Below are 18,821 nucleotides of genomic sequence, written 5' to 3'. Positions count from 1 at the left end.
CGGCCAAGGCCGCTTTTTTCAATCTCAATTATTCTGAAGGAGGATTGTCATCCGCTACTTCATCTATAACCGTATCTACTGTTTCAACGTCTTCGATATCAATCAAGTCACTTTCAGTCACTTCAATCTCTTCTATACGTTGTAAACCAACTACTTGCTCTTCGTCAATAGTTCTGATCAAAATAACACCTTGGGTGTTACGTCCAACCGTAGAAACTTCATTAACGCGAGTTCGTACTAAGGTACCACGATTCGAAATAATCATTATTTCGTCGTTGTCATCAACTTGAACAGCACCAACAACGGCACCATTACGCTCACTCACCTTAATTGATACAACACCTTGTGTTGCACGACTCTTAGATGGGTAGTCTTCAAGTTGAGTACGCTTGCCGTAACCATTTTCTGTTACTGTTAATATTGCACCATCATTCTTAGGTACAATCAGTGATACAACACGTTGTTCGTCTGGCATCTTAATACCACGAACACCTGTTGCAGTACGACCCATAGGGCGTACACCTTTGAAGCGAATCTCAGGCTTACCTTCTTCATCAAGAACAGGGTTACCATTTTCATCAACTACCGTGGTTTCTTCAGCTTCTTTAAAGCGTACAACTTTACCCGCATCAGTGAACAACATAATTTCGTTGCTACCATCGGTAATATCAACACCAATTAAGCTATCACCTTCGTTTAAGTTAACGGCAATAATACCGCTAGCACGTTGACGGCTGTATGCAGTCAATGGTGTTTTCTTAACCGTACCAAATGCTGTCGCCATAAAGATGTATTTATCATCTTCATAATCGCGTACCGGCAAAATAGCAGTAATACGTTCATCTGCTTCAAGCGGTAATAAGTTAACAATTGGCTTACCGCGCGCTGCGCGACTTGCAAGTGGTAACTGATACACTTTAAGCCAATATAATCGACCCGCAGTAGAGAAACATAAAATAGTATCGTGCGTATTGGCAACAAGTAGACGTTCAATGAAATCTTCATCTTTCATCTTGGTTGCTGACTTGCCTTTACCACCACGACGCTGCGCTTCGTAATCACTTAACGCTTGATACTTAACGTACCCTTCGTGTGATAAGGTCACAACCACGTTCTCTTCGTTAATTAAGTCTTCAAGGCTAATATCGTGTGCAGCTGCATTAATTTCAGTGCGGCGCTCATCACCATATTGTTCTTTAATTTCAACTAACTCATCACGAATAACTTCCATTAAACGTTCCGGACTTGCCAAAATGAATAATAGTTCAGCAATTAGGTCTAGTAACGATTGGTATTCAGTAAGAATTTTTTCGTGTTCAAGACCTGTTAGTTTATGCAAACGTAAGTCTAGTATTGCTTGAGCTTGTTGCTCAGAAATATAGTACTGACCATCACGAATACCAAGATCGCTTGCTAGCCAATCTGGGCGGGCAACATTGTCTTCACCTGCTTTATCAAGCATGGCTTTAACATTACCTAATTCCCAAGGACGCGCTGTTAGTGCAACTTTTGCTTCAGCAGGTGTTGGTGACTTACGAATAAGTTCGATAATTGGGTCAATATTTGCCAGTGCAATCGCTAAACCTTCTAGCGTGTGCGCACGGTCGCGGGCTTTGCGTAAATCAAATACCGTACGACGGGTAACAACTTCACGACGGTGAATAATAAATTCTTCAAGCATTTCTTTTAAGTTGAAACACTTAGGTTGGTTATTAATTAACGCAACCATATTCATACCAAACACAGTTTGTAACTGAGTTTGTGAATAAAGGTTGTTCAAAATAACTTCACCTACGTCACCACGTTTGATCTCGATAACGATACGCATACCGTCTTTATCTGATTCATCACGTAATGCGCTGATCCCTTCAATTTTTTTATCTTTAACTAGCTCAGCAATTTTTTCAATCAAACGGGCTTTGTTAACTTGGTAAGGGATTTCATGAACAATAATCGTTTCGCGGCCAGTTTTCTCATCAGTTTCAATCTCAGCACGCGCACGCATGTACACTTTACCACGACCGGTTTGATAGGCTTGTTCAATGCCTTTTTTACCATTAATAATGGCCGCAGTTGGGAAATCAGGCCCTGGGATGTAATCCATTAACTCAGTAATAGTTAATTCAGGGTTTTGAATAAGCGCTAAACAGCCATTCACTACTTCTGTTAAGTTGTGTGGCGGGATATTTGTCGCCATACCAACAGCAATACCTGACGAACCATTAACTAACAGGTTAGGTATTTTAGTCGGTAACACATCAGGAATTTGTTCTGTGCCGTCGTAGTTAGGCACAAAATCAACCGTTTCTTTTTCAAGATCGGCTAATAATTCGTGCGACATTTTTGCCATACGTACTTCTGTATAACGCATTGCCGCTGCTGAATCACCATCAACCGAACCAAAGTTACCCTGACCATCAACTAGCATATAACGTAGTGAGAATGGCTGAGCCATACGTACGATGGTGTCATAAACTGCACTGTCGCCGTGTGGGTGGTATTTACCGATTACGTCACCGACCACACGGGCCGATTTTTTGTAAGGCTTGTTCCAGTCATTACTAAGCTCGTTCATTGCAAACAAGACGCGGCGGTGAACAGGTTTTAAACCGTCACGTACGTCTGGTAATGCACGTCCTACAATTACACTCATGGCGTAATCTAAGTAGGAGTTTTTTAACTCGTCTTCAATATTGACTGGCAGAATTTCATTGGCGAGATCAGTCATTTGATATCACATTCCTTCAGTATCAGCTCTTAACAACCCAGTATTAGGTATTAAGAGTGTTTGTTATTATTTCTAAGCAACCATGCTATCACAATTAATTTTAATTTACAGGCGCAAAACTTTGCGATTTATCAATTTAGCCCTATATAATGGCCTCAGATTGACGAGGAAGTATTTTATGACCGAACATCAAAATGTAGATAACGCAGAAATAGCAAAGTTTGAAGCCATCGCAGAGCGTTGGTGGGATTTAGAAGGCGAATTTAAGCCGCTTCACGAAATTAATCCATTACGATTAGATTTTATCGCTGACAAAACTAAAGGATTATTTGACAAAGAAACCCTCGATGTAGGATGTGGCGGCGGTATTTTAAGTCACAGCATGGCGCGAATGGGTGCAAAGGTAACAGGTATCGATATGGGGCAAGAGCCTTTAACTGTCGCTAAGTTACACAGTTTAGAAACAAGTGTACCCGTTGAATATATAAAAGTACCTGCTGAACAATTTGCTGATGAGCACCCTGAGCGCTTTGATGTGATTACTTGCATGGAAATGTTAGAGCACGTTCCCGACCCTGCTTCTATTATTCATGCGGTCGCTAAATTAGCAAAACCTGGGGCGGATGTATTCTTCTCTACCCTTAATAAAACCCCTAAAGCTTATTTATACGCTATTGTCGGTGCAGAAAAACTGTTAAAAATGGTGCCTGAAGGTACCCATGACCATAAAAAGTTTATTAAACCTGCGCAATTAATCGCATGGGCAGAACAAGCAGGCTTGAAGGTACGTGCCAGTGCAGGATTAAGTTACAACCCACTTTCAAAGCAATATACGGTTAATGATGACGTCAGCGTAAATTATATGCTGCACTTTGAGAAGTTAGCGTAATGGCAAGCTTGCAAACACCTACTAGCCCAATTGAATATCAAGCATTGCTGTTTGACTTAGATGGCACTTTACTCGATACCGCTGATGATTTAGGCGCCGCGCTAAATAGTGTGCTGCATAATCATCAACAGCCCTTAGTGGGCAGTGATATATATCGACCCGCAGCTTCAAATGGCGCAGCAGCATTACTTGCTGCTGGTTTTAAAGAAGCTTGGGCGCAACAACCGCAAGAGCAACTTTTAGCAGAGCTAGTTGCACACTACGCTGCCAATATTGCCACCCATACCCAATGCTTTGTAGGTATAGAACAGTTACTCATTGCCCTTGATAATAAAGGGATCCCGTGGGGCATTATGACAAATAAGCCTGGCTTTTTAACCGATCCTTTAGTCGAGGCGATTCCTGCATTAAAAAATGCTCAAATTGTGATAAGTGGTGATACATTAGCTGAATCTAAGCCCTCACCCCTTCCTTTATTACATTGTGCTGAGCAAATGAGTGTTGATCCTTCGCGCTGCCTATATATAGGTGATGCACAGCGAGATATACAAGCAGGTAAAGCTGCGAATATGCACACCGCTACCGCACTGTGGGGATATGTACCGAGTATAGACGAAGCATTGGCTTGGAATGCAGATTTTAATTGGCATAGCCCTATAGATGCATTCAACCACATATAGTGCCATGTTAATTAATAAACACTACATATTGTGATTGTGTTAGTTTTTACGCAAAGCTTGATGATAAAAAAAGCAGACGAAATTTATTTTTAAAAAGCGTAAATTTAATCTTTCCTTAGTTGATTTTTACAAATTTCAACTTAACCGAATGATCAAAGGTTAATGCCTACTAACACAATTACGTTATCCCAACGTTATCCACAATGAGAGCGGTTTCTGTCCCTTGCAAAAGATCACAGACCACACTATCTTGTGATCTCTAATTTGAACAACACCAGATATTGTGGCTAAATGTTATTCGATTAAATTTACCTATGCGGTGGAAATAACAATAAAAGAATAGGCACTGGGCGTTTTAAGTGCACTCATTGGTCAAAAATATTTAATTCCCAAGGAATACAGGCAAAACTATGAACCAACAGTTATCTGTAAGCAAACGTGACGGCCGTAAAGAGCCGCTTGATCTAGACAAGATCCATCGCGTTATTGAATGGGCCGCCGAAGGTTTAAACAACGTTTCGGTTTCACAAGTTGAACTTAAATCGCATATTCAATTTTATGACGGTATTCGTACTAAAGATATTCATGAGACGATTATCAAAGCCGCTGCGGATCAGATCTCAAAAGAATCACCTGATTATCAGTATCTTGCTGCTCGTTTAGCTGTATTCCATTTACGTAAAAAAGCGTATGGCCAATTTGAGCCACCGCGCCTTTTTGACCACGTTACTGACATGGTTGAACAAAAACGCTACGACGCACATTTGCTTGTTGATTACACAGAGCAAGAACTTGATGAATTAGATGCTTACTTAGATCATTCACGCGATCTTAACTTTAGCTACGCAGCAGTAAAACAGCTTGAAGGTAAATACCTAGTTCAAAACCGTGTAACCGGTGAAATTTACGAAAGTGCACAGTTTTTATATATATTAGTTGCGGCAAGCTTATTCTCAGATTACCCACGTGAAACGCGTATTGATTACATCAAACGTTTTTACGATGCGGTCTCATTATTTAAAATTTCTTTACCTACACCAATTATGTCGGGTGTACGTACACCAACGCGCCAATTTAGCTCATGTGTACTGATTGAGTGTGGCGACAGCTTAGATTCAATTAACGCGACATCATCAGCGATTGTTAAATACGTTTCTCAACGTGCCGGTATTGGTATTAATGCCGGACGTATTCGTGCATTAGGTAGCCCTATTCGTAACGGCGAAGCGTACCACACAGGTTGTATTCCTTTTTATAAGCATTTTCAAACAGCCGTTAAAAGTTGTTCGCAAGGCGGTGTACGTGGCGGAGCCGCTACTTTATTCTACCCGCTTTGGCATTTAGAAGTAGAAAACCTACTGGTACTTAAAAACAACCGTGGTGTTGATGATAACCGCGTACGTCACCTAGACTACGGCGTACAGTTTAATAAATTAATGTATTCGCGTTTAATTAAAGACGATTACATTACCTTATTTAGCCCTTCAGACGTGCCGGGCCTTTACGACGCATTCTTTGAAGATCAAGACGAATTTGATGCACTTTACGTAAAGTATGAACAAGACGAGTCAATTCGTAAAAAACGTATTAAAGCCATTGAACTGTTTTCTATGTTTGCTCAAGAACGTGCCAGCACCGGTCGTATTTACTTACAAAATGTTGACCACTGTAATACACATAGCCCATTTATTTCGAAAGTGGCGCCTATTCGTCAATCTAACTTATGTTTAGAAATTGCATTACCGACTAAGCCACTGAACAATGTAAATGATGAAGAAGGTGAAATTGCCTTATGTACCTTGTCTGCATTTAACTTAGGCGCGATTGAGTCACTGGATGAATTAGAAGAGTTAGCTGAGCTTGCAGTACGTGCACTAGATAACTTACTTGATTTCCAAGACTACCCAGTACCGGCGGCAAAAAATGCCACTATGGGACGTCGTACCCTAGGGATAGGTGTGATTAACTACGCCTACTACTTAGCTAAAAACGGTAAGCGTTACTCAGATGGCAGCGCAAATGCACTCACGCATAAAACATTTGAAGCGATTCAGTACTACTTAATGAAAGCATCTAATGAGCTGGCAAAAGAGCGTGGAGCATGTCCTAAATTTAACGAAACTACGTACTCACAAGGTATTATGCCAACAGATACGTATAAGCGTGATTTAGATAAAATTTGTGATGAACCACTGCACCTTGATTGGGATACGTTACGTGCCAACATTAAAGAGCACGGTATGCGTAACTCAACGCTGAGCGCATTAATGCCATCAGAAACATCATCGCAAATCTCAAATGCAACCAATGGTATTGAGCCACCACGTGGCCATATTAGTGTTAAAGCAAGTAAAGATGGTATTTTAAAGCAAGTTGTTCCTGAGTACGAACGCCTTAAAGATAACTATGAGTTACTGTGGGATATTCCATCAAACGATGGTTACTTACAATTAGTAGGCATAATGCAGAAATTTATCGACCAAACAATTTCAGCAAATACTAATTATGATCCAAACAGATACGAAGGCGGTAGAGTACCTATGAAAGTCTTACTAAAAGACTTACTCGGTGCCTACAAGTTAGGTGTTAAAACACTGTATTACCATAATACCCGCGATGGCGCATCAGATGCTCAAGAAGACACTCCAGAAGTGGAAGATGATGATTGTGCAGGCGGCGCGTGTAAAATTTAATAGTTAAACTTAAAGCGGGCGCCCTGCCCGCTTTGTCCTGATAGTTTTAGTGATAGTTTTTTGAGTGATAAACATGTCTTATACTACTTTTAGCAGAAACCATAATAACCAAATGCAAGAGCCAATGTTTTTTGGTCAAACCGTTAACGTGTCACGTTACGATCAACAAAAATACCCTATTTTTGAAAAACTAATAGAAAAACAATTGTCTTTCTTTTGGCGACCTGAAGAAGTTGATGTAAGTAAAGACCGTTTAGACTTTCAAGCGCTTCCCGATCACGAGAAGCACATATTTTTAAGCAACTTAAAATATCAAACGCTGCTTGATAGTGTTCAAGGTCGTTCGCCTAACGTAGCGCTATTACCGATTGTGTCTATTCCTGAGCTAGAAACATGGATTGAGACATGGGCGTTTAGTGAAACTATTCATAGTCGTTCGTACACCCATATTATTCGTAACGTAACCCAAGCACCTGAACTCATTTTTGATGACATTGTTAGCAATGACAAAATAAGTGAGCGTGCCGATGCGGTAACTACTTATTATGATGACCTAATCAATTCTGTATCGCTTTACAACCTATACGGTGAAGGCAAACACGAAATTAATGGCCAAACCGTGGTAGTTAATTTATTTGAGCTGAAAAAGAAATTGTACCTGGCAATGATGTCAGTGAACATTTTAGAAGCCATTCGCTTTTATGTGAGCTTTGCTTGCTCATTTGCGTTTGCCGAGCGTGAATTGATGGAAGGTAATGCTAAAATTATAAAGCTTATTGCCCGTGATGAAGCACTCCACCTTTCAGGTACTCAGCATATTTTAAATATCATGCAAGATGGTAAAGATGACCCTGAAATGGCGATTGTTGCCGCACAGTGCCGTGAAGAAGCAATTAAAATGTTTGTTGAAGCCGCAGAGCAAGAAAAAGAATGGGCCGAGTACCTATTTAAAGATGGCTCGATGATTGGTTTGAATAAACACATTCTATGTCAATATGTTGAGTACATTACCAATGCGCGTATGACCGCGATTGGTCTGCCTGCACAGTTTGAAAATAACAGTAACCCTATTCCATGGATCAACTCATGGTTAGTGTCAGATAACGTGCAAGTTGCTCCTCAAGAGGCCGAAATAAGCTCATACTTAGTTGGTCAGATTGACTCACAAGTAGATGCCGATGAATTTGGTGACTTTGATTTATAATGACTGATAGAACCACTGCAAGTATCACACTTGCAGATAACAGCCAGCGCATTGATTTTGCCGCTGGCTGCCCTTCTCTTTTACATTGCCTAGAATCGAATAAGATTGATGCCGCTTACCAATGCCGTGAGGGATATTGCGGTGCGTGTCGAGCAACACTTGTCTCTGGTGAAGTTAATTACAATGAAGAGCCGTTAGCGTTTGTTCGCGATGGTGAAATACTCTTGTGTTGCTGCAAACCAAATGGTGATATCAGTATTAATTTAAAGTAAGTAACTCACATTAAGCGTATTTAACAGCACTAGAATAATATATAACAGCTAGGTTTGTACCAAACCTGTATGCCGTGTTTTTAAACTCAAACACGCCTACTAGTACAGTGTTATTTACTCTGAATATTTTGCAGGCACAAATCGGTAATGACCCGTAATTGTATACGCAAAAAGCATATCGCTCATTTCTGGTCCACGACCAATATTATGCACAATAAGCGGGTTGCCGCTGCCCTGCGCTATTTCATTAACGACCATACCGATATGCGGTAAATTACCTGGCAGCATCCAAGTAACTATGTCACCGGCTTTATAATCCTCTGCATTAAGCGATTTAGTTAACACTTTTGCATGGCGCTCAAAGTAAACTTGTAAGTTAGGCACACGTCGATGATCAATATTTTTATCTGGCTTGGTTAATCCCCAAATACGCTTAGAAGGATATGCACGAAAATTGTTCTGCATGTCTTCGTGTACTAACTTTTGCAAATCAACACCAAGCTGCCGGTACGACCTAATTAAAACATCGGTACACACACCAATATTAGCGGGCACATCACCACCTGGATACTCAAGTTGATGATAGGCACCATCGTAAGTTACTGGTTGTGTTGTTCTATAGATTAATGCATTAACGATATCATCATCAAAAGAGCTCGCCTGCACATGAAAAGTAAATAGAGCTAGTGAATAAAACAAAAAACGTGACATATAAATTCCTTTTATAATAGTAATTAACTAAAGCTGTTGCGTAATGTAGTCAGGAATATTAAATTTATTTCCATTACTGGTATAGTGCGCATCAAGTTTATAGGCCATTTTTTCAAGTGGAGCATCATTGTAACCACAGGTTTGGATTTCATTGATGTAACGCATTATAAAAGCGTGCGCACCGAGTTCACGCCATTGAACTACATGAACAAGCTCATGAAAATGCACTCTTAAATTATGCACAGCGTTAGGTAGTATATAATATGTATTTTTATAGGTTATTCCAGCTACATCCATATCAATAAAATTGCTTAAACCAAGTTCACGTAAACTTGTAAAGTCAGGTTTAGGAATTTTATCAACAACTACATAAAATGCAGTTTTCAAAAATTCATTTGGGTAAAAGCCCTCAAACTCGCTAGCAAATTTTTCACAGCATATTCTTTGATTTGCATATTCGCTATTCGTTTTATCAATCCATTGTTCTATTTGCGCTAGCATTTTTTCTCCAAAAAATTACTCGGTAAGTTATTTATAAGTATTTTATGAAGTTGAACTTTATCTTCTTCATAAAAAAGCGCCAAGTGTAAACTACTGGCGCTGATTATTAATAATCACTATAAAGTTTCCTAACCTTCTTCTTCAACCAGTGACTCTAATAGCTCATGGATCTCTGACTTTAATTCTTTGTCTTCAATTTTATTCGCACTGACTTTTGCATCTTGTAGATTTTTAATCGCCGCTTCTTTATCACCCAGCTCAAGCTGCAAAGTAGCCATAGAAAATGCAACCGACGACATATGATCTTTGTTATTAATTTCTATCGACTTCTGCAACGCTTTTTCGTAAGTCTCAATAGCGTCTTCTAGCTCTTCGGTAAAATCTGCTAGAGTTTCCCACTGTACAGGGTGATCTTTAGCGGTATTTTCGTTTTCAATACAAATTGCTTTGAGCTCTGCATATAAAGATTCAAACTGTTTAGTATCATTTTTATTGGCAGCTGCCATCAACTTTTCTGCTAAATCGTGAACCGCTTTGTATACTTTAGTATTCATAATTACTCGCTACCTTAATTAATGCGCCTATTTAATTTTTTACAGCGCTGTGTCAGAAACCTATTATCTAATAATACATTATTATTAAGCGCCGCGTTGTTACAAAAGTAGTATAAGCAACAAAAAGCACTGTTTAGTTTATTGACACGGATATTAGAGTGCTACACTTAATGCTTACTATTAACAGCAACAGTAAAAATCTACCCTATGCAAAATTGCAATCAATGCGGTAAGTGCTGTACCAAATATGGTGCGGCAGATTTAGATACTAATCAGGATGAAATTGAAATGTGGGCGTTATTCAACCCTGAAATATTTCAATACGTTAAAAACGATCAATTATGGTTTGACCCAACGACGGGTGAGCAATTAACGCAATGCCCATTTTTAGAGCTTGCCAATAAAGCATCCCCTGAAGAAAAAGATAAATATACTTGCAGTATTTATCATGACCGACCCCAAGATTGCAGGCATTATCCGAGTTTAATTTCAGAAATGATAAACGATGACTGTGAAATGCTCGAACCAGTCGATAAGCAAAATCATTTTAAAGCACAAAAAAAGTTAGACATACTGATGATAGACAGTCGCTCTTAAATTTAACTGTAATAATACCGTGCTAGATTAAATTTATCGCTCTATTGTGTTATTCAACGCAAATTTTAAAGTTATAGTATAACATTGTTGATAGCATAATTTTGTAGTGTTATATTATATCACAACATAACAACCACGAATTGAAGTAACTATGACTAAGCTAACACTCATATCCTCAGCACTACTGTCTGTTTTGTGTTCTCACTCTGCACTTGCTGCGACGATTAACGGCACGGTAACAGACACAAAAAAGCAACCCATTGCCAATGCCACAATTCATGTTCATGGTAAGTCAAAAAGCGTGCAAAGTAATGCACAAGGCCAGTTTAGTATTGACATAGATTCTAAGAGTCAATTACATATCAGTAAAGATAACTACCTAGATTCTCGTATATCGCTTGAAAATACAGACAACACTATTGATGTTACTTTAAAGCCAACTTCGGTTGAAACTGTTGTTGTATATGCCTCTGCCCTGCATAAAAATAGCTTAGAAATGATTTCACCAGTAAGTGTGCTATCAGGCGATGAGCTAAAAAATAAAGCTAAGCCGACGCTAGGTGAGACACTTAAAGGCATACCAGGCGTTAATGCTAGTTATTTTGGCCCTGTTTCATCAAGTCCGATTATCCGCGGCTTAGGTGGTCCTCGAGTTAAAATTACACAAAATGGTTTGGATAGCAGCGATGCGTCTCGCATTGGACCTGATCACGCTACATCAAGTGACAGCCTAGCGGCAGAGCAAATTGAAGTGTTACGTGGCCCAAGCACTCTACTTTATGGCTCTGGTGCTATTGGTGGTGTAGTCAATGTGGTTGATAACCGTATTCCAACCAATAACATTGACTCTCTATCTGGAGCTGCCCAATACACACACGATACAGTTTCAAATGCGAATACCTACGCAGCAAAACTAGAAACGGGTAGCAATAACTTTAATTTCCATTTTGATGGTACTAAACGCAGCGGTGATGATTACCAAACACCTCGTTTTAATTTACCGGATGAACATGAAGAAGGTGAAGTACATGTTGAAGGCGATGAAGAAACAGCTACTTCAGTTGAAAATACCTTTATAGACAGTGAAACAGTTAATTTTGGTACTAGCTATGTGGGTGAGCATTTAACCGTTGGATTTTCATACGGTAATATCGAAACAGACTATGGTATTCCAGGCCATTCACATGCTCATCATGAACACGATCATGCACATGAAGAAGCAGGCGAGCATGAAGAACACGAAGGTGAAGAACATTCAGAAACACCTGTTTATGCTCATTTAGAACAAGACCGTTGGCAGGGGCTGGTAAGTTATGCATTTCATGATAACTGGATTGAGTCTATTAACCTACGTCTTGGTTACACAGACTATACCCATAGTGAAATTGAAGACGGCGCTATTGGCACCACTTTTAGTAATGAAACCACTGAAGCACGTTTAAACGTAGAGCATCAATTAGGCCAATGGCATGGCATGATTGGCTATCACTATAGTGAGTCTGATTATGACGCGATTGGTGAAGAAGCCTTTACACCTGCAAGTATCACTACGACTCATGCGCTATATTTACTTGAAGAACGCAAGTTTGGTGACGTCACCGTAGAACTTGGCGCCCGTTTAGAAGATTATGAGATAAAAAGTGATGTAGATACGCATCAGCACAGCCATGATGACGAACCTGTATCAGCAGATGAAACTGTTAACTACACCCAAAGCTTTACTAATCTAAGTGCCTCAGCAGGTGCGATTTGGGAGTATATGCCAAGTCACAACCTAGCCGTTAGTTTGTCACATTCAGAACGTGCACCACTTTCAGCGGAGCTACTCTCTAATGGTGTGCATATTGCTACCGGGACTTATGAACTTGGTTTGGGTTACCATATTGAAGGTAACGAAGCGCATTTTGAGCCTGAAGAAATTAAACAAGAAACATCAACTAATCTAGATATTAGTTTACGTCGCTTTAGTGGAGACTTTGGTTACACTGTCAACTTTTTCTATAACGACATTAAAAACTTTTATTATCAGCAAAACACAGGATTAGTGTTTGATGAAATGGATGGTTTTGAACCTGCAGCCAATGGTCACAGTGACGCAATTGATGTTTATCAGTTCACAAGTAAAGATGCTGAGCTGTATGGTTTTGAATTTGATGTACATTATCAAATAAACCCCAGCGCCATGGTAAAAGTATTTGGTGATTCTACTCGCGCCAAACTAAAAGATAATGAAGGAAATTTACCACGCATTCCTGCTAATAAATTGGGTTCAGAACTTCAATACACCCTAGGTAGCGCACAATTTACCTTAACAGGAACACATTATTTTGAGCAAAATGATATTAGTGCATACGAAACAGCAACAGATGGCTATACATTGATTGATTTACAAGCCAATTATCAGCTTGATTTAGGTGCCGTTGACTCACAGCTTTACCTAAGTGTTGATAACATTACTGATGAACTTGGTTTTGTACACAGCTCGTTTATTAAAGACACCGCGCCACTTCCTGGTCGTAACTTCCAATTTGGAGTAAGAGGCTACTTTTAAGCAAAGATCAGTTTAATGAGACAATAAAAAACCGCATTCATATTAATGAATGCGGTTTTTTCATAACTAAAATGTTATGTACGTTCTAATTAAAGAATTGCGTGTAACTCAACGTCGAATACAAGTGTTGAGTAAGGTGCGATTGCTGCACCGGCACCACGTTCACCATAAGCAAGCTCATGAGGAACGTATAAACGCCACTTAGTACCTACTGGCATCATTTGTAATGCTTCAGTCCAACCTTTGATCACGCCGCCCACTGGGAATTCAGCAGGTTGACCGCGCTCGTATGAGCTGTCAAAAACAGTACCGTTTACTAAAGTACCGTGGTAATCAACACGTACTGTAGACTCAGCAGTTGGCTTCTCGCCTTCACCTGTTGCAAGTACTTCGTACTGAAGACCTGACTCAGTTACTGTAATTTCAGGACGTTTTGCGTTTTCTTCTAAAAATGCAATGCCTTCAGCAGCGAGTACTTTAGCTTCTTCTTCACGACGAGCTTGGATCTCTTCGTTAATTTTTTCAAATGCAGCTTGGATCTCAGGGATCTCAACTTGAAAAGCACTGCCTGCATACGCATCTTTCATGCCTTCAAATACTGAATTTAAGTTTAAACCTTCAAAAGGATTAGCCTTAAGTTGCTCACCCATTTGTAAGCCAATACCGTAACTTGCTTTTTCAGCATCTGTAGTAAAATTATCTGACATAATGTGTTATTCACGTTTTGTTAGTTAAAAGACCCGTATATGCTATCACAAAATAAAAGGTCTTTGGGGCTAGTTTTTATTGAGTTTTTCTTTAATTAAACCAATAGCAAAGGTACACACAGGCAAACTGAGCAAAATTCCAACAAGTAAGCTCATCGACAATAATCCAGCCACACCGACCAGTAAAAGAGGCACAGCTACTAAACCGATAGTGCCAATATAAAACGCGCCCCATACAGGCCAATAATTATCGTATTTTGTAATTAAATGCCCCGATAAAATATTAAACCCGATGCCATATAATAAGGTCATTATTAGTGCGTCTTCTGGATATGCATCAATAGCCATTTTTTGTAATAACGATATGGCGCTTTGGTAACAATAACCAAACACAGTCCATAGAAGAATGTGCTTAAGTAAACGTTTAGAAAAGGATAATTCCGGGGACTGTGACATTATAAAGCTCCAGATAGCAAAAAACCGCCAATAAGGCGGTTTTTTAAATAATGGTGGAGAGATAGGGATTTGAACCCTAGAGGGGCTATAAACCCCTGCCGGTTTTCAAGACCGGTGCATTCGACCACTCTGCCATCTCTCCGTACGGCGCGCATAATAAGATCATACGCTTAGCTTGTAAAGCCCTATTTTAATAAAACCGGCTAAATAGTTAAATATAAACCGCTTTAGTTATCAATTAGCCATTATTAGTAATATTGCTTAGGCCTACGAGCAATCCAAGAGCACACTAAACAGACCAATAAGCTGGCTGTTAAAAATGCAATACTTTGAAATATTAAATCGAAGCGATTAAGGTCATCGCTCGGGATCACAACCAATACAAATGAAGGCAGTACAGTGAACAGTAAAACATAACAACATATTTTAAAGGCTCTGCCAAAATCAAACCGTTTCGATTGTTGCATCCACCAAGTTAGCAATACCAGCACCCCTATTGCTGAAGCAGCAATAAAATGCTCAGCTTGAGTGCTCATTGCAACATAAAATGTCGCAAGCGCGCCAACTACACCCCAGATTGACCAAGCAAACCAGTTTTCTTTTTCACGTAAAAATAAATTTCCCATCATTTTCGTCTTCTTTATCGTTATTATTGGTAAGACTTTCCATACATTACCAAAAAACAACCGATTAAAAAACAAACTGAAGAAGATTTATTACGTTTAGTGCTTCCGTGCGCTTCTCGCAGCTACAATATTAACCGCAGTAGTGTAACACGATTAACTTAATGAATTATGACTATATTGAATATAAAAAGTTCATACTATTTCTACAAAAAACTAAAATAATTTTCTGGTTTGTGCCTTGGTGACTTTTTGCATTCAATTGCCGGCGTCCCTAAATATAAATAACCGACTATTTCATCATCATCATTTAAGTTAAGCGCCTGTTTAACACTGGGGCTTTGTGCAAAGTAACCCGTACGCCAAATACCGCCTAACCCCTGAGCGAATGCGGCTTGTTGCATTGCCAATACGCCACAACCTGCGCTTTGTACTTGTTCAATTCTAGAAACTTTTGGGTGTGGTTGATATTTTGCAATCGCAATAATAATCATGGGTGCTCTAAGCGGTAACTCCTTAGCGCGATTAATTACTTTTTCAGCCTGCTGCTCTGCTATAGCGCTTTGATAATAAATTTCACCTAACTTATGACGCGCATCACCTTGAACAATAATATATTGCCACGGTGCAATACAGCCATGATCGGGCACTCTCAACCCAGCCTGCTGAATAATGTTTAACTGCTCTTCATTAGGCCCTGGCGCTGTCAATTTTGCATCAGATTGGCGAGTGAGTAAAAGCTCAATAGCATCCATAGTGTGCTCTCAAAATTCAAAACGTAAGAGTAACATTTATAAGTAAAAAATAAACACTGCAGGGTTAAAACTACCAAGCAGATAAAATTAATGAAGCGAGTGTTTATATCCTAGTAACTATTGATGTAGGCACCGCGTTTAAACCAATAATCTAGGCTTACAAAACGCCCACCTCCGGTACAGAATAAGCTAAGTAACATGGCAAAATAAATAGCAGAAAATTCGATGCCGTTATTTAGTATTGATGGTTTACCTTTTTCGTATAGGTAATCTTCAAAGCCATATTCTTCAACTAAGCTGCGAATTTTACCTATGCGGACTTGTACTTCTTTTGAATTTTCAAGGCTTTCTTTGGCACCAGGGACTGATAGCCAATCAAGTACTTGGGCGGCACTTGTTTGTGGATTTGTTGGCGCTATAGCAAACCAGCCGTTATGCCAGTGTACTGTTGTTGCTGCTACCACCATTGTAAACATAAGTGGAATACTCACTAATCGCGTAAATAAACCAATAAGTAAAAACCAACCTCCTAAAAACTCACTCCAACCGGCTAAAAAAGCCAGCAAATCAGGAAACGGTAATCCTAATCCCCAGTCACTATTGCCAAACCACTGAACGACATCATCAGAGGCTAAAAACTGATTAAAAAAACCATTAGTATCGCCACTTATTGCGAGTTTGTTATAGCCTGCAATAATCATTACAGGCGCTAAAATCAAGCGAAAAAGCAAAGCAGGCAAACCATCCAATAAAGATAATTTACCTATAATATTGTCGTAAAGTGTAATTAATTTAATCATGCGCACTCTTGTATGTTCATTGTTTATTAAGTTATAGACTATAAACAAACATGACCGCGCACAGAGCTAAATTATTTCGCCCTTAAAGATTAAATTTGCCTTGCTACTTGTAACGCTTCAAATATTGCGCGTTTAGCATCAATAGCAGCAGCCAATTTAGCGCCACCTATAACATGCACGTTGGCGCTCTCAGCTTGTGCTTTAAATAACTCGTCGTTAGACACTTGACCAATGCAGGCAATAACCGTATCAACTGGCAGTACTTGAGTTTCACCAGCCACACTAATGGTTAGGCCGTTTTTATCAAAACTATAGTATTGGCAGTCTGCAATTTGTTTAACACCATGCTGTTTGGCAACTTGACGGTGGATCCAACCCGTAGTTTTACCTAAGTCACCACCAAAGCGCCCTGCACTGCGTTTTAGCATATAGAGCTGACGAGCATCTTTGTGCGGTTGAGGTTCGCACTCTATACCCCATTGGGTTTTAAAGTCGCTAATGCTTTGTGACTTATGTTCACTTAAAAATGCCACCATATCAAAACCAATACCGCCTGCGCCTAATATAGCTATAGAATTACCCAGCTCTACTTCACCGCGTATAACTTCATCGTAAGCAAATACACGCTTATCATCGCTGCATTTAATCGTAGCCTCACGTGGCCTTACACCGGTTGCAAATACCACATCATCAAACTCAGTTAGCATACTGTCACTAAATGCTTTGCCTAATTCAATGGTTACATTAAGACGCTTAAGTTCATTAGTAAAGTAAGCTAATGTATGATTAAAGTCTTCTTTACCAGGTATTTGCATCGCTAAATTGAATTGCCCACCCATGTGTTGCTTTTGGTCAATCAGGGTTACATTGTGCCCTTTTTGCGCTAAGTAACAGCTAGACGATAAACCTGCAGGTCCAGCGCCAACAACTAATACATTTTTAGCTTTCTCTGCTTTTTCTAACGGGTAATCAAGCTCAAAACCTGCTTGTGGATTTACTAAACAGGTAGCGCGCTTACCTTTAAATACATGATCTAAACAACCCTGATTACAACCAATACAAATATTAATATGCTCAGATTGCTTAGCCGCGTATTTATTAAAAAATTCAGGATCGGCTAATAATGGACGCGCCATAGAAATTAAATCAGCTTCGCCAGCATTTAAAATATCATTAGCAATCTCTGGGGTATTAATGCGGTTTACCGCAATAACAGGCACGCTAATAACATCTTTTAAACGCTTTGACGCTTCTTTAAATGCACCTGGTGGCACCATACTCGCAATTGTAGGTACGCGCGCTTCATGCCAACCAATTCCGGTATTAAAAATATCAACACCCGCTTTTTCAAGTGCAACAGCTTGTTGAGTTACTTCATCAGGGGTGGAACCATTAGGGATTAGATCTATAACCGAGAGTCTAAAAATAATTAAAAATTTATCCGATACTTTTGCTCTTACCGCTTTTACAATTTCAACGGCTAAACGCATCCTGTTTTCAAGGCTGCCGCCAAATTCGTCGTTTCGTTTATTAGTATGCGGTGCCATAAACTCATTAATCAAATAACCTTCTGAGCCCATTACTTCCACGCCATCGTAACCAGCCTTTTCAGCTAAATAAGCCGAGTGAGCAAAATCTTTAATCGTTTTGTTAATTGAACTTAAAGACATTTCCTTTGGTTTATATGGATTAATCGGGGCTTTTATAGCACTTGGTGCCTGATTAAAAGGGTGATACGCATAACGCCCAGCATGTAATAATTGCAAACATATTTTACCACCATGTTGATGAACAGCTTGCGTATATGCACGATGCTTAAATACATCATAATAACTATTAAATGATGAGGAAATAGGCGTTAACTTACCGCGTAAGTTAGGGCTGTAGCCTCCGGTAATAAGCATTGCAGTGCCACCTTTGGCACGTGCTTCATAAAAGGCACGAAGGCGTTTACGATTGTGCCAACCTTCTTCAAGGCCGGTATGCATTGATCCCATTACTAAACGGTTGCGTAGTTGTGTGTGTTTTAGTTCTAGTTTTTGTTCTAACATCCTGTGCCCCAATAACTGGTCTAACCTGTGTGTTTGTCCAATTCTGCTT

At 39.6% G+C, this 18,821-nt stretch carries 17 protein-coding genes and 1 tRNA gene; 7 read left to right on the top strand and 11 right to left on the bottom strand.

Annotated elements, in window-relative coordinates; translation table 11 throughout:
• Positions 1-28: 28 nt before the first annotated feature.
• Positions 29-2,728 carry a DNA topoisomerase (ATP-hydrolyzing) subunit A gene (gene gyrA, locus FHG08_RS11080; RefSeq protein ID WP_178956032.1) on the bottom strand — a complete coding sequence of 900 codons (2,700 nt, stop codon included), beginning with the start codon at positions 2,726-2,728 and terminating at the stop codon, positions 29-31.
• Between the two features lie 178 nt (positions 2,729-2,906).
• Between gyrA and ubiG the strand changes: the two genes are divergently transcribed.
• The 5 genes from ubiG (at position 2,907) to yfaE (ending at position 8,466) form a co-directional block, all read left to right on the top strand.
• A complete protein-coding gene (ubiG, locus tag FHG08_RS11075; RefSeq protein WP_054200873.1) occupies positions 2,907-3,617 on the top strand; it encodes a bifunctional 2-polyprenyl-6-hydroxyphenol methylase/3-demethylubiquinol 3-O-methyltransferase UbiG in 711 nt (236 codons plus the stop codon).
• Positions 3,617-4,297, top strand: a complete 681-nt coding sequence (locus FHG08_RS11070) for an HAD family hydrolase (RefSeq protein WP_178956031.1) — start codon at positions 3,617-3,619, stop codon at positions 4,295-4,297. Before ubiG ends, FHG08_RS11070 begins: the two co-directional genes overlap by 1 nt.
• A gap of 410 nt (positions 4,298-4,707) precedes the next feature.
• Complete coding sequence (gene nrdA / locus FHG08_RS11065) at positions 4,708-6,990, top strand: class 1a ribonucleoside-diphosphate reductase subunit alpha (protein WP_138608496.1); 2,283 nt, start codon at positions 4,708-4,710, stop codon at positions 6,988-6,990.
• A 73-nt stretch (positions 6,991-7,063) separates the two neighbouring features.
• Positions 7,064-8,194 carry a class Ia ribonucleoside-diphosphate reductase subunit beta gene (gene nrdB / locus FHG08_RS11060; RefSeq protein WP_138608498.1) on the top strand — a complete coding sequence of 377 codons (1,131 nt, stop codon included), beginning with the start codon at positions 7,064-7,066 and terminating at the stop codon, positions 8,192-8,194.
• Positions 8,194-8,466: a class I ribonucleotide reductase maintenance protein YfaE gene (gene yfaE, locus FHG08_RS11055; protein WP_076919572.1), complete on the top strand. Its 273-nt coding sequence runs from the start codon at positions 8,194-8,196 to the stop codon at positions 8,464-8,466. Before nrdB ends, yfaE begins: the two co-directional genes overlap by 1 nt.
• A gap of 114 nt (positions 8,467-8,580) precedes the next feature.
• Here the strand turns inward: yfaE and FHG08_RS11050 are convergent, their stop codons facing one another.
• From FHG08_RS11050 to FHG08_RS11040, 3 genes are all read right to left on the bottom strand, one after another.
• Positions 8,581-9,177, bottom strand: coding sequence for a DUF1287 domain-containing protein (locus FHG08_RS11050; RefSeq protein WP_178956030.1), 597 nt, complete (start codon positions 9,175-9,177; stop codon positions 8,581-8,583).
• Positions 9,178-9,204: 27 nt separating this feature from the next.
• The gene (locus tag FHG08_RS11045; protein WP_178956029.1) at positions 9,205-9,678 is read right to left on the bottom strand and encodes a hypothetical protein; all 474 of its coding nucleotides are present in this window, start codon (positions 9,676-9,678) and stop codon (positions 9,205-9,207) included.
• A 128-nt stretch (positions 9,679-9,806) separates the two neighbouring features.
• Entirely contained in the window at positions 9,807-10,232 is a 426-nt protein-coding gene (locus FHG08_RS11040; RefSeq protein ID WP_010389912.1) for a tetratricopeptide repeat protein, read from the bottom strand.
• Positions 10,233-10,439: 207 nt separating this feature from the next.
• Between FHG08_RS11040 and FHG08_RS11035 the strand changes: the two genes are divergently transcribed.
• A complete protein-coding gene (locus tag FHG08_RS11035; RefSeq protein ID WP_138608504.1) occupies positions 10,440-10,829 on the top strand; it encodes a YkgJ family cysteine cluster protein in 390 nt (129 codons plus the stop codon).
• A gap of 151 nt (positions 10,830-10,980) precedes the next feature.
• On the top strand, positions 10,981-13,380 hold the full coding sequence (locus tag FHG08_RS11030) for a TonB-dependent receptor (protein ID WP_178956028.1): 2,400 nt from the start codon (positions 10,981-10,983) through the stop codon (positions 13,378-13,380).
• A gap of 89 nt (positions 13,381-13,469) precedes the next feature.
• Here FHG08_RS11030 and FHG08_RS11025 read toward each other — a convergent pair whose 3' ends face one another.
• The 7 genes from FHG08_RS11025 to FHG08_RS10995 all read right to left on the bottom strand — a co-directional run bounded on the left by FHG08_RS11025 (position 13,470) and on the right by FHG08_RS10995 (position 18,772).
• Positions 13,470-14,087, bottom strand: a complete 618-nt coding sequence (locus FHG08_RS11025) for an FKBP-type peptidyl-prolyl cis-trans isomerase (RefSeq protein WP_008112467.1) — start codon at positions 14,085-14,087, stop codon at positions 13,470-13,472.
• A gap of 69 nt (positions 14,088-14,156) precedes the next feature.
• Complete coding sequence (locus tag FHG08_RS11020; protein ID WP_178956854.1) at positions 14,157-14,480, bottom strand: hypothetical protein; 324 nt, start codon at positions 14,478-14,480, stop codon at positions 14,157-14,159.
• Positions 14,481-14,594: 114 nt separating this feature from the next.
• A tRNA-Ser gene (locus FHG08_RS11015) sits at positions 14,595-14,685 on the bottom strand.
• Between the two features lie 106 nt (positions 14,686-14,791).
• Positions 14,792-15,169, bottom strand: coding sequence for a hypothetical protein (locus FHG08_RS11010; RefSeq protein WP_041709037.1), 378 nt, complete (start codon positions 15,167-15,169; stop codon positions 14,792-14,794).
• Between the two features lie 203 nt (positions 15,170-15,372).
• Entirely contained in the window at positions 15,373-15,921 is a 549-nt protein-coding gene (locus FHG08_RS11005) for an NAD(P)H nitroreductase (RefSeq protein WP_178956027.1), read from the bottom strand.
• A gap of 110 nt (positions 15,922-16,031) precedes the next feature.
• Entirely contained in the window at positions 16,032-16,721 is a 690-nt protein-coding gene (locus FHG08_RS11000) for a DoxX family protein (RefSeq protein ID WP_178956026.1), read from the bottom strand.
• Between the two features lie 89 nt (positions 16,722-16,810).
• Positions 16,811-18,772: an FAD-dependent oxidoreductase gene (locus FHG08_RS10995; protein WP_178956025.1), complete on the bottom strand. Its 1,962-nt coding sequence runs from the start codon at positions 18,770-18,772 to the stop codon at positions 16,811-16,813.
• Positions 18,773-18,821: the final 49 nt, after the last annotated feature.

The sequence above is a fragment of the Pseudoalteromonas sp. Scap03 genome (assembly GCF_013393115.1).
GTDB lineage: Bacteria > Pseudomonadota > Gammaproteobacteria > Enterobacterales > Alteromonadaceae > Pseudoalteromonas.
The sequence above is the reverse complement of the archived record's forward strand: the minus strand, read 5'-3'. Positions and strand labels throughout refer to the sequence as shown.

Excerpts from the sequence above, each read along its gene's own strand:
- gyrA (WP_178956032.1), bottom strand. The coding sequence starts at position 2,728 with ATGACTGATCTCGCCAATGAAATTCTGCCAGTCAATATTGAAGACGAG.
- ubiG (WP_054200873.1), top strand. The coding sequence starts at position 2,907 with ATGACCGAACATCAAAATGTAGATAACGCAGAAATAGCAAAGTTTGAA.
- FHG08_RS11070 (WP_178956031.1), top strand. The coding sequence starts at position 3,617 with ATGGCAAGCTTGCAAACACCTACTAGCCCAATTGAATATCAAGCATTG.
- nrdA (WP_138608496.1), top strand. The coding sequence starts at position 4,708 with ATGAACCAACAGTTATCTGTAAGCAAACGTGACGGCCGTAAAGAGCCG.
- nrdB (WP_138608498.1), top strand. The coding sequence starts at position 7,064 with ATGTCTTATACTACTTTTAGCAGAAACCATAATAACCAAATGCAAGAG.
- yfaE (WP_076919572.1), top strand. The coding sequence starts at position 8,194 with ATGACTGATAGAACCACTGCAAGTATCACACTTGCAGATAACAGCCAG.
- FHG08_RS11050 (WP_178956030.1), bottom strand. The coding sequence starts at position 9,177 with ATGTCACGTTTTTTGTTTTATTCACTAGCTCTATTTACTTTTCATGTG.
- FHG08_RS11045 (WP_178956029.1), bottom strand. The coding sequence starts at position 9,678 with ATGCTAGCGCAAATAGAACAATGGATTGATAAAACGAATAGCGAATAT.
- FHG08_RS11040 (WP_010389912.1), bottom strand. The coding sequence starts at position 10,232 with ATGAATACTAAAGTATACAAAGCGGTTCACGATTTAGCAGAAAAGTTG.
- FHG08_RS11035 (WP_138608504.1), top strand. The coding sequence starts at position 10,440 with ATGCAAAATTGCAATCAATGCGGTAAGTGCTGTACCAAATATGGTGCG.
- FHG08_RS11030 (WP_178956028.1), top strand. The coding sequence starts at position 10,981 with ATGACTAAGCTAACACTCATATCCTCAGCACTACTGTCTGTTTTGTGT.
- FHG08_RS11025 (WP_008112467.1), bottom strand. The coding sequence starts at position 14,087 with ATGTCAGATAATTTTACTACAGATGCTGAAAAAGCAAGTTACGGTATT.
- FHG08_RS11010 (WP_041709037.1), bottom strand. The coding sequence starts at position 15,169 with ATGGGAAATTTATTTTTACGTGAAAAAGAAAACTGGTTTGCTTGGTCA.
- FHG08_RS11005 (WP_178956027.1), bottom strand. The coding sequence starts at position 15,921 with ATGGATGCTATTGAGCTTTTACTCACTCGCCAATCTGATGCAAAATTG.
- FHG08_RS11000 (WP_178956026.1), bottom strand. The coding sequence starts at position 16,721 with ATGATTAAATTAATTACACTTTACGACAATATTATAGGTAAATTATCT.
- FHG08_RS10995 (WP_178956025.1), bottom strand. The coding sequence starts at position 18,772 with ATGTTAGAACAAAAACTAGAACTAAAACACACACAACTACGCAACCGT.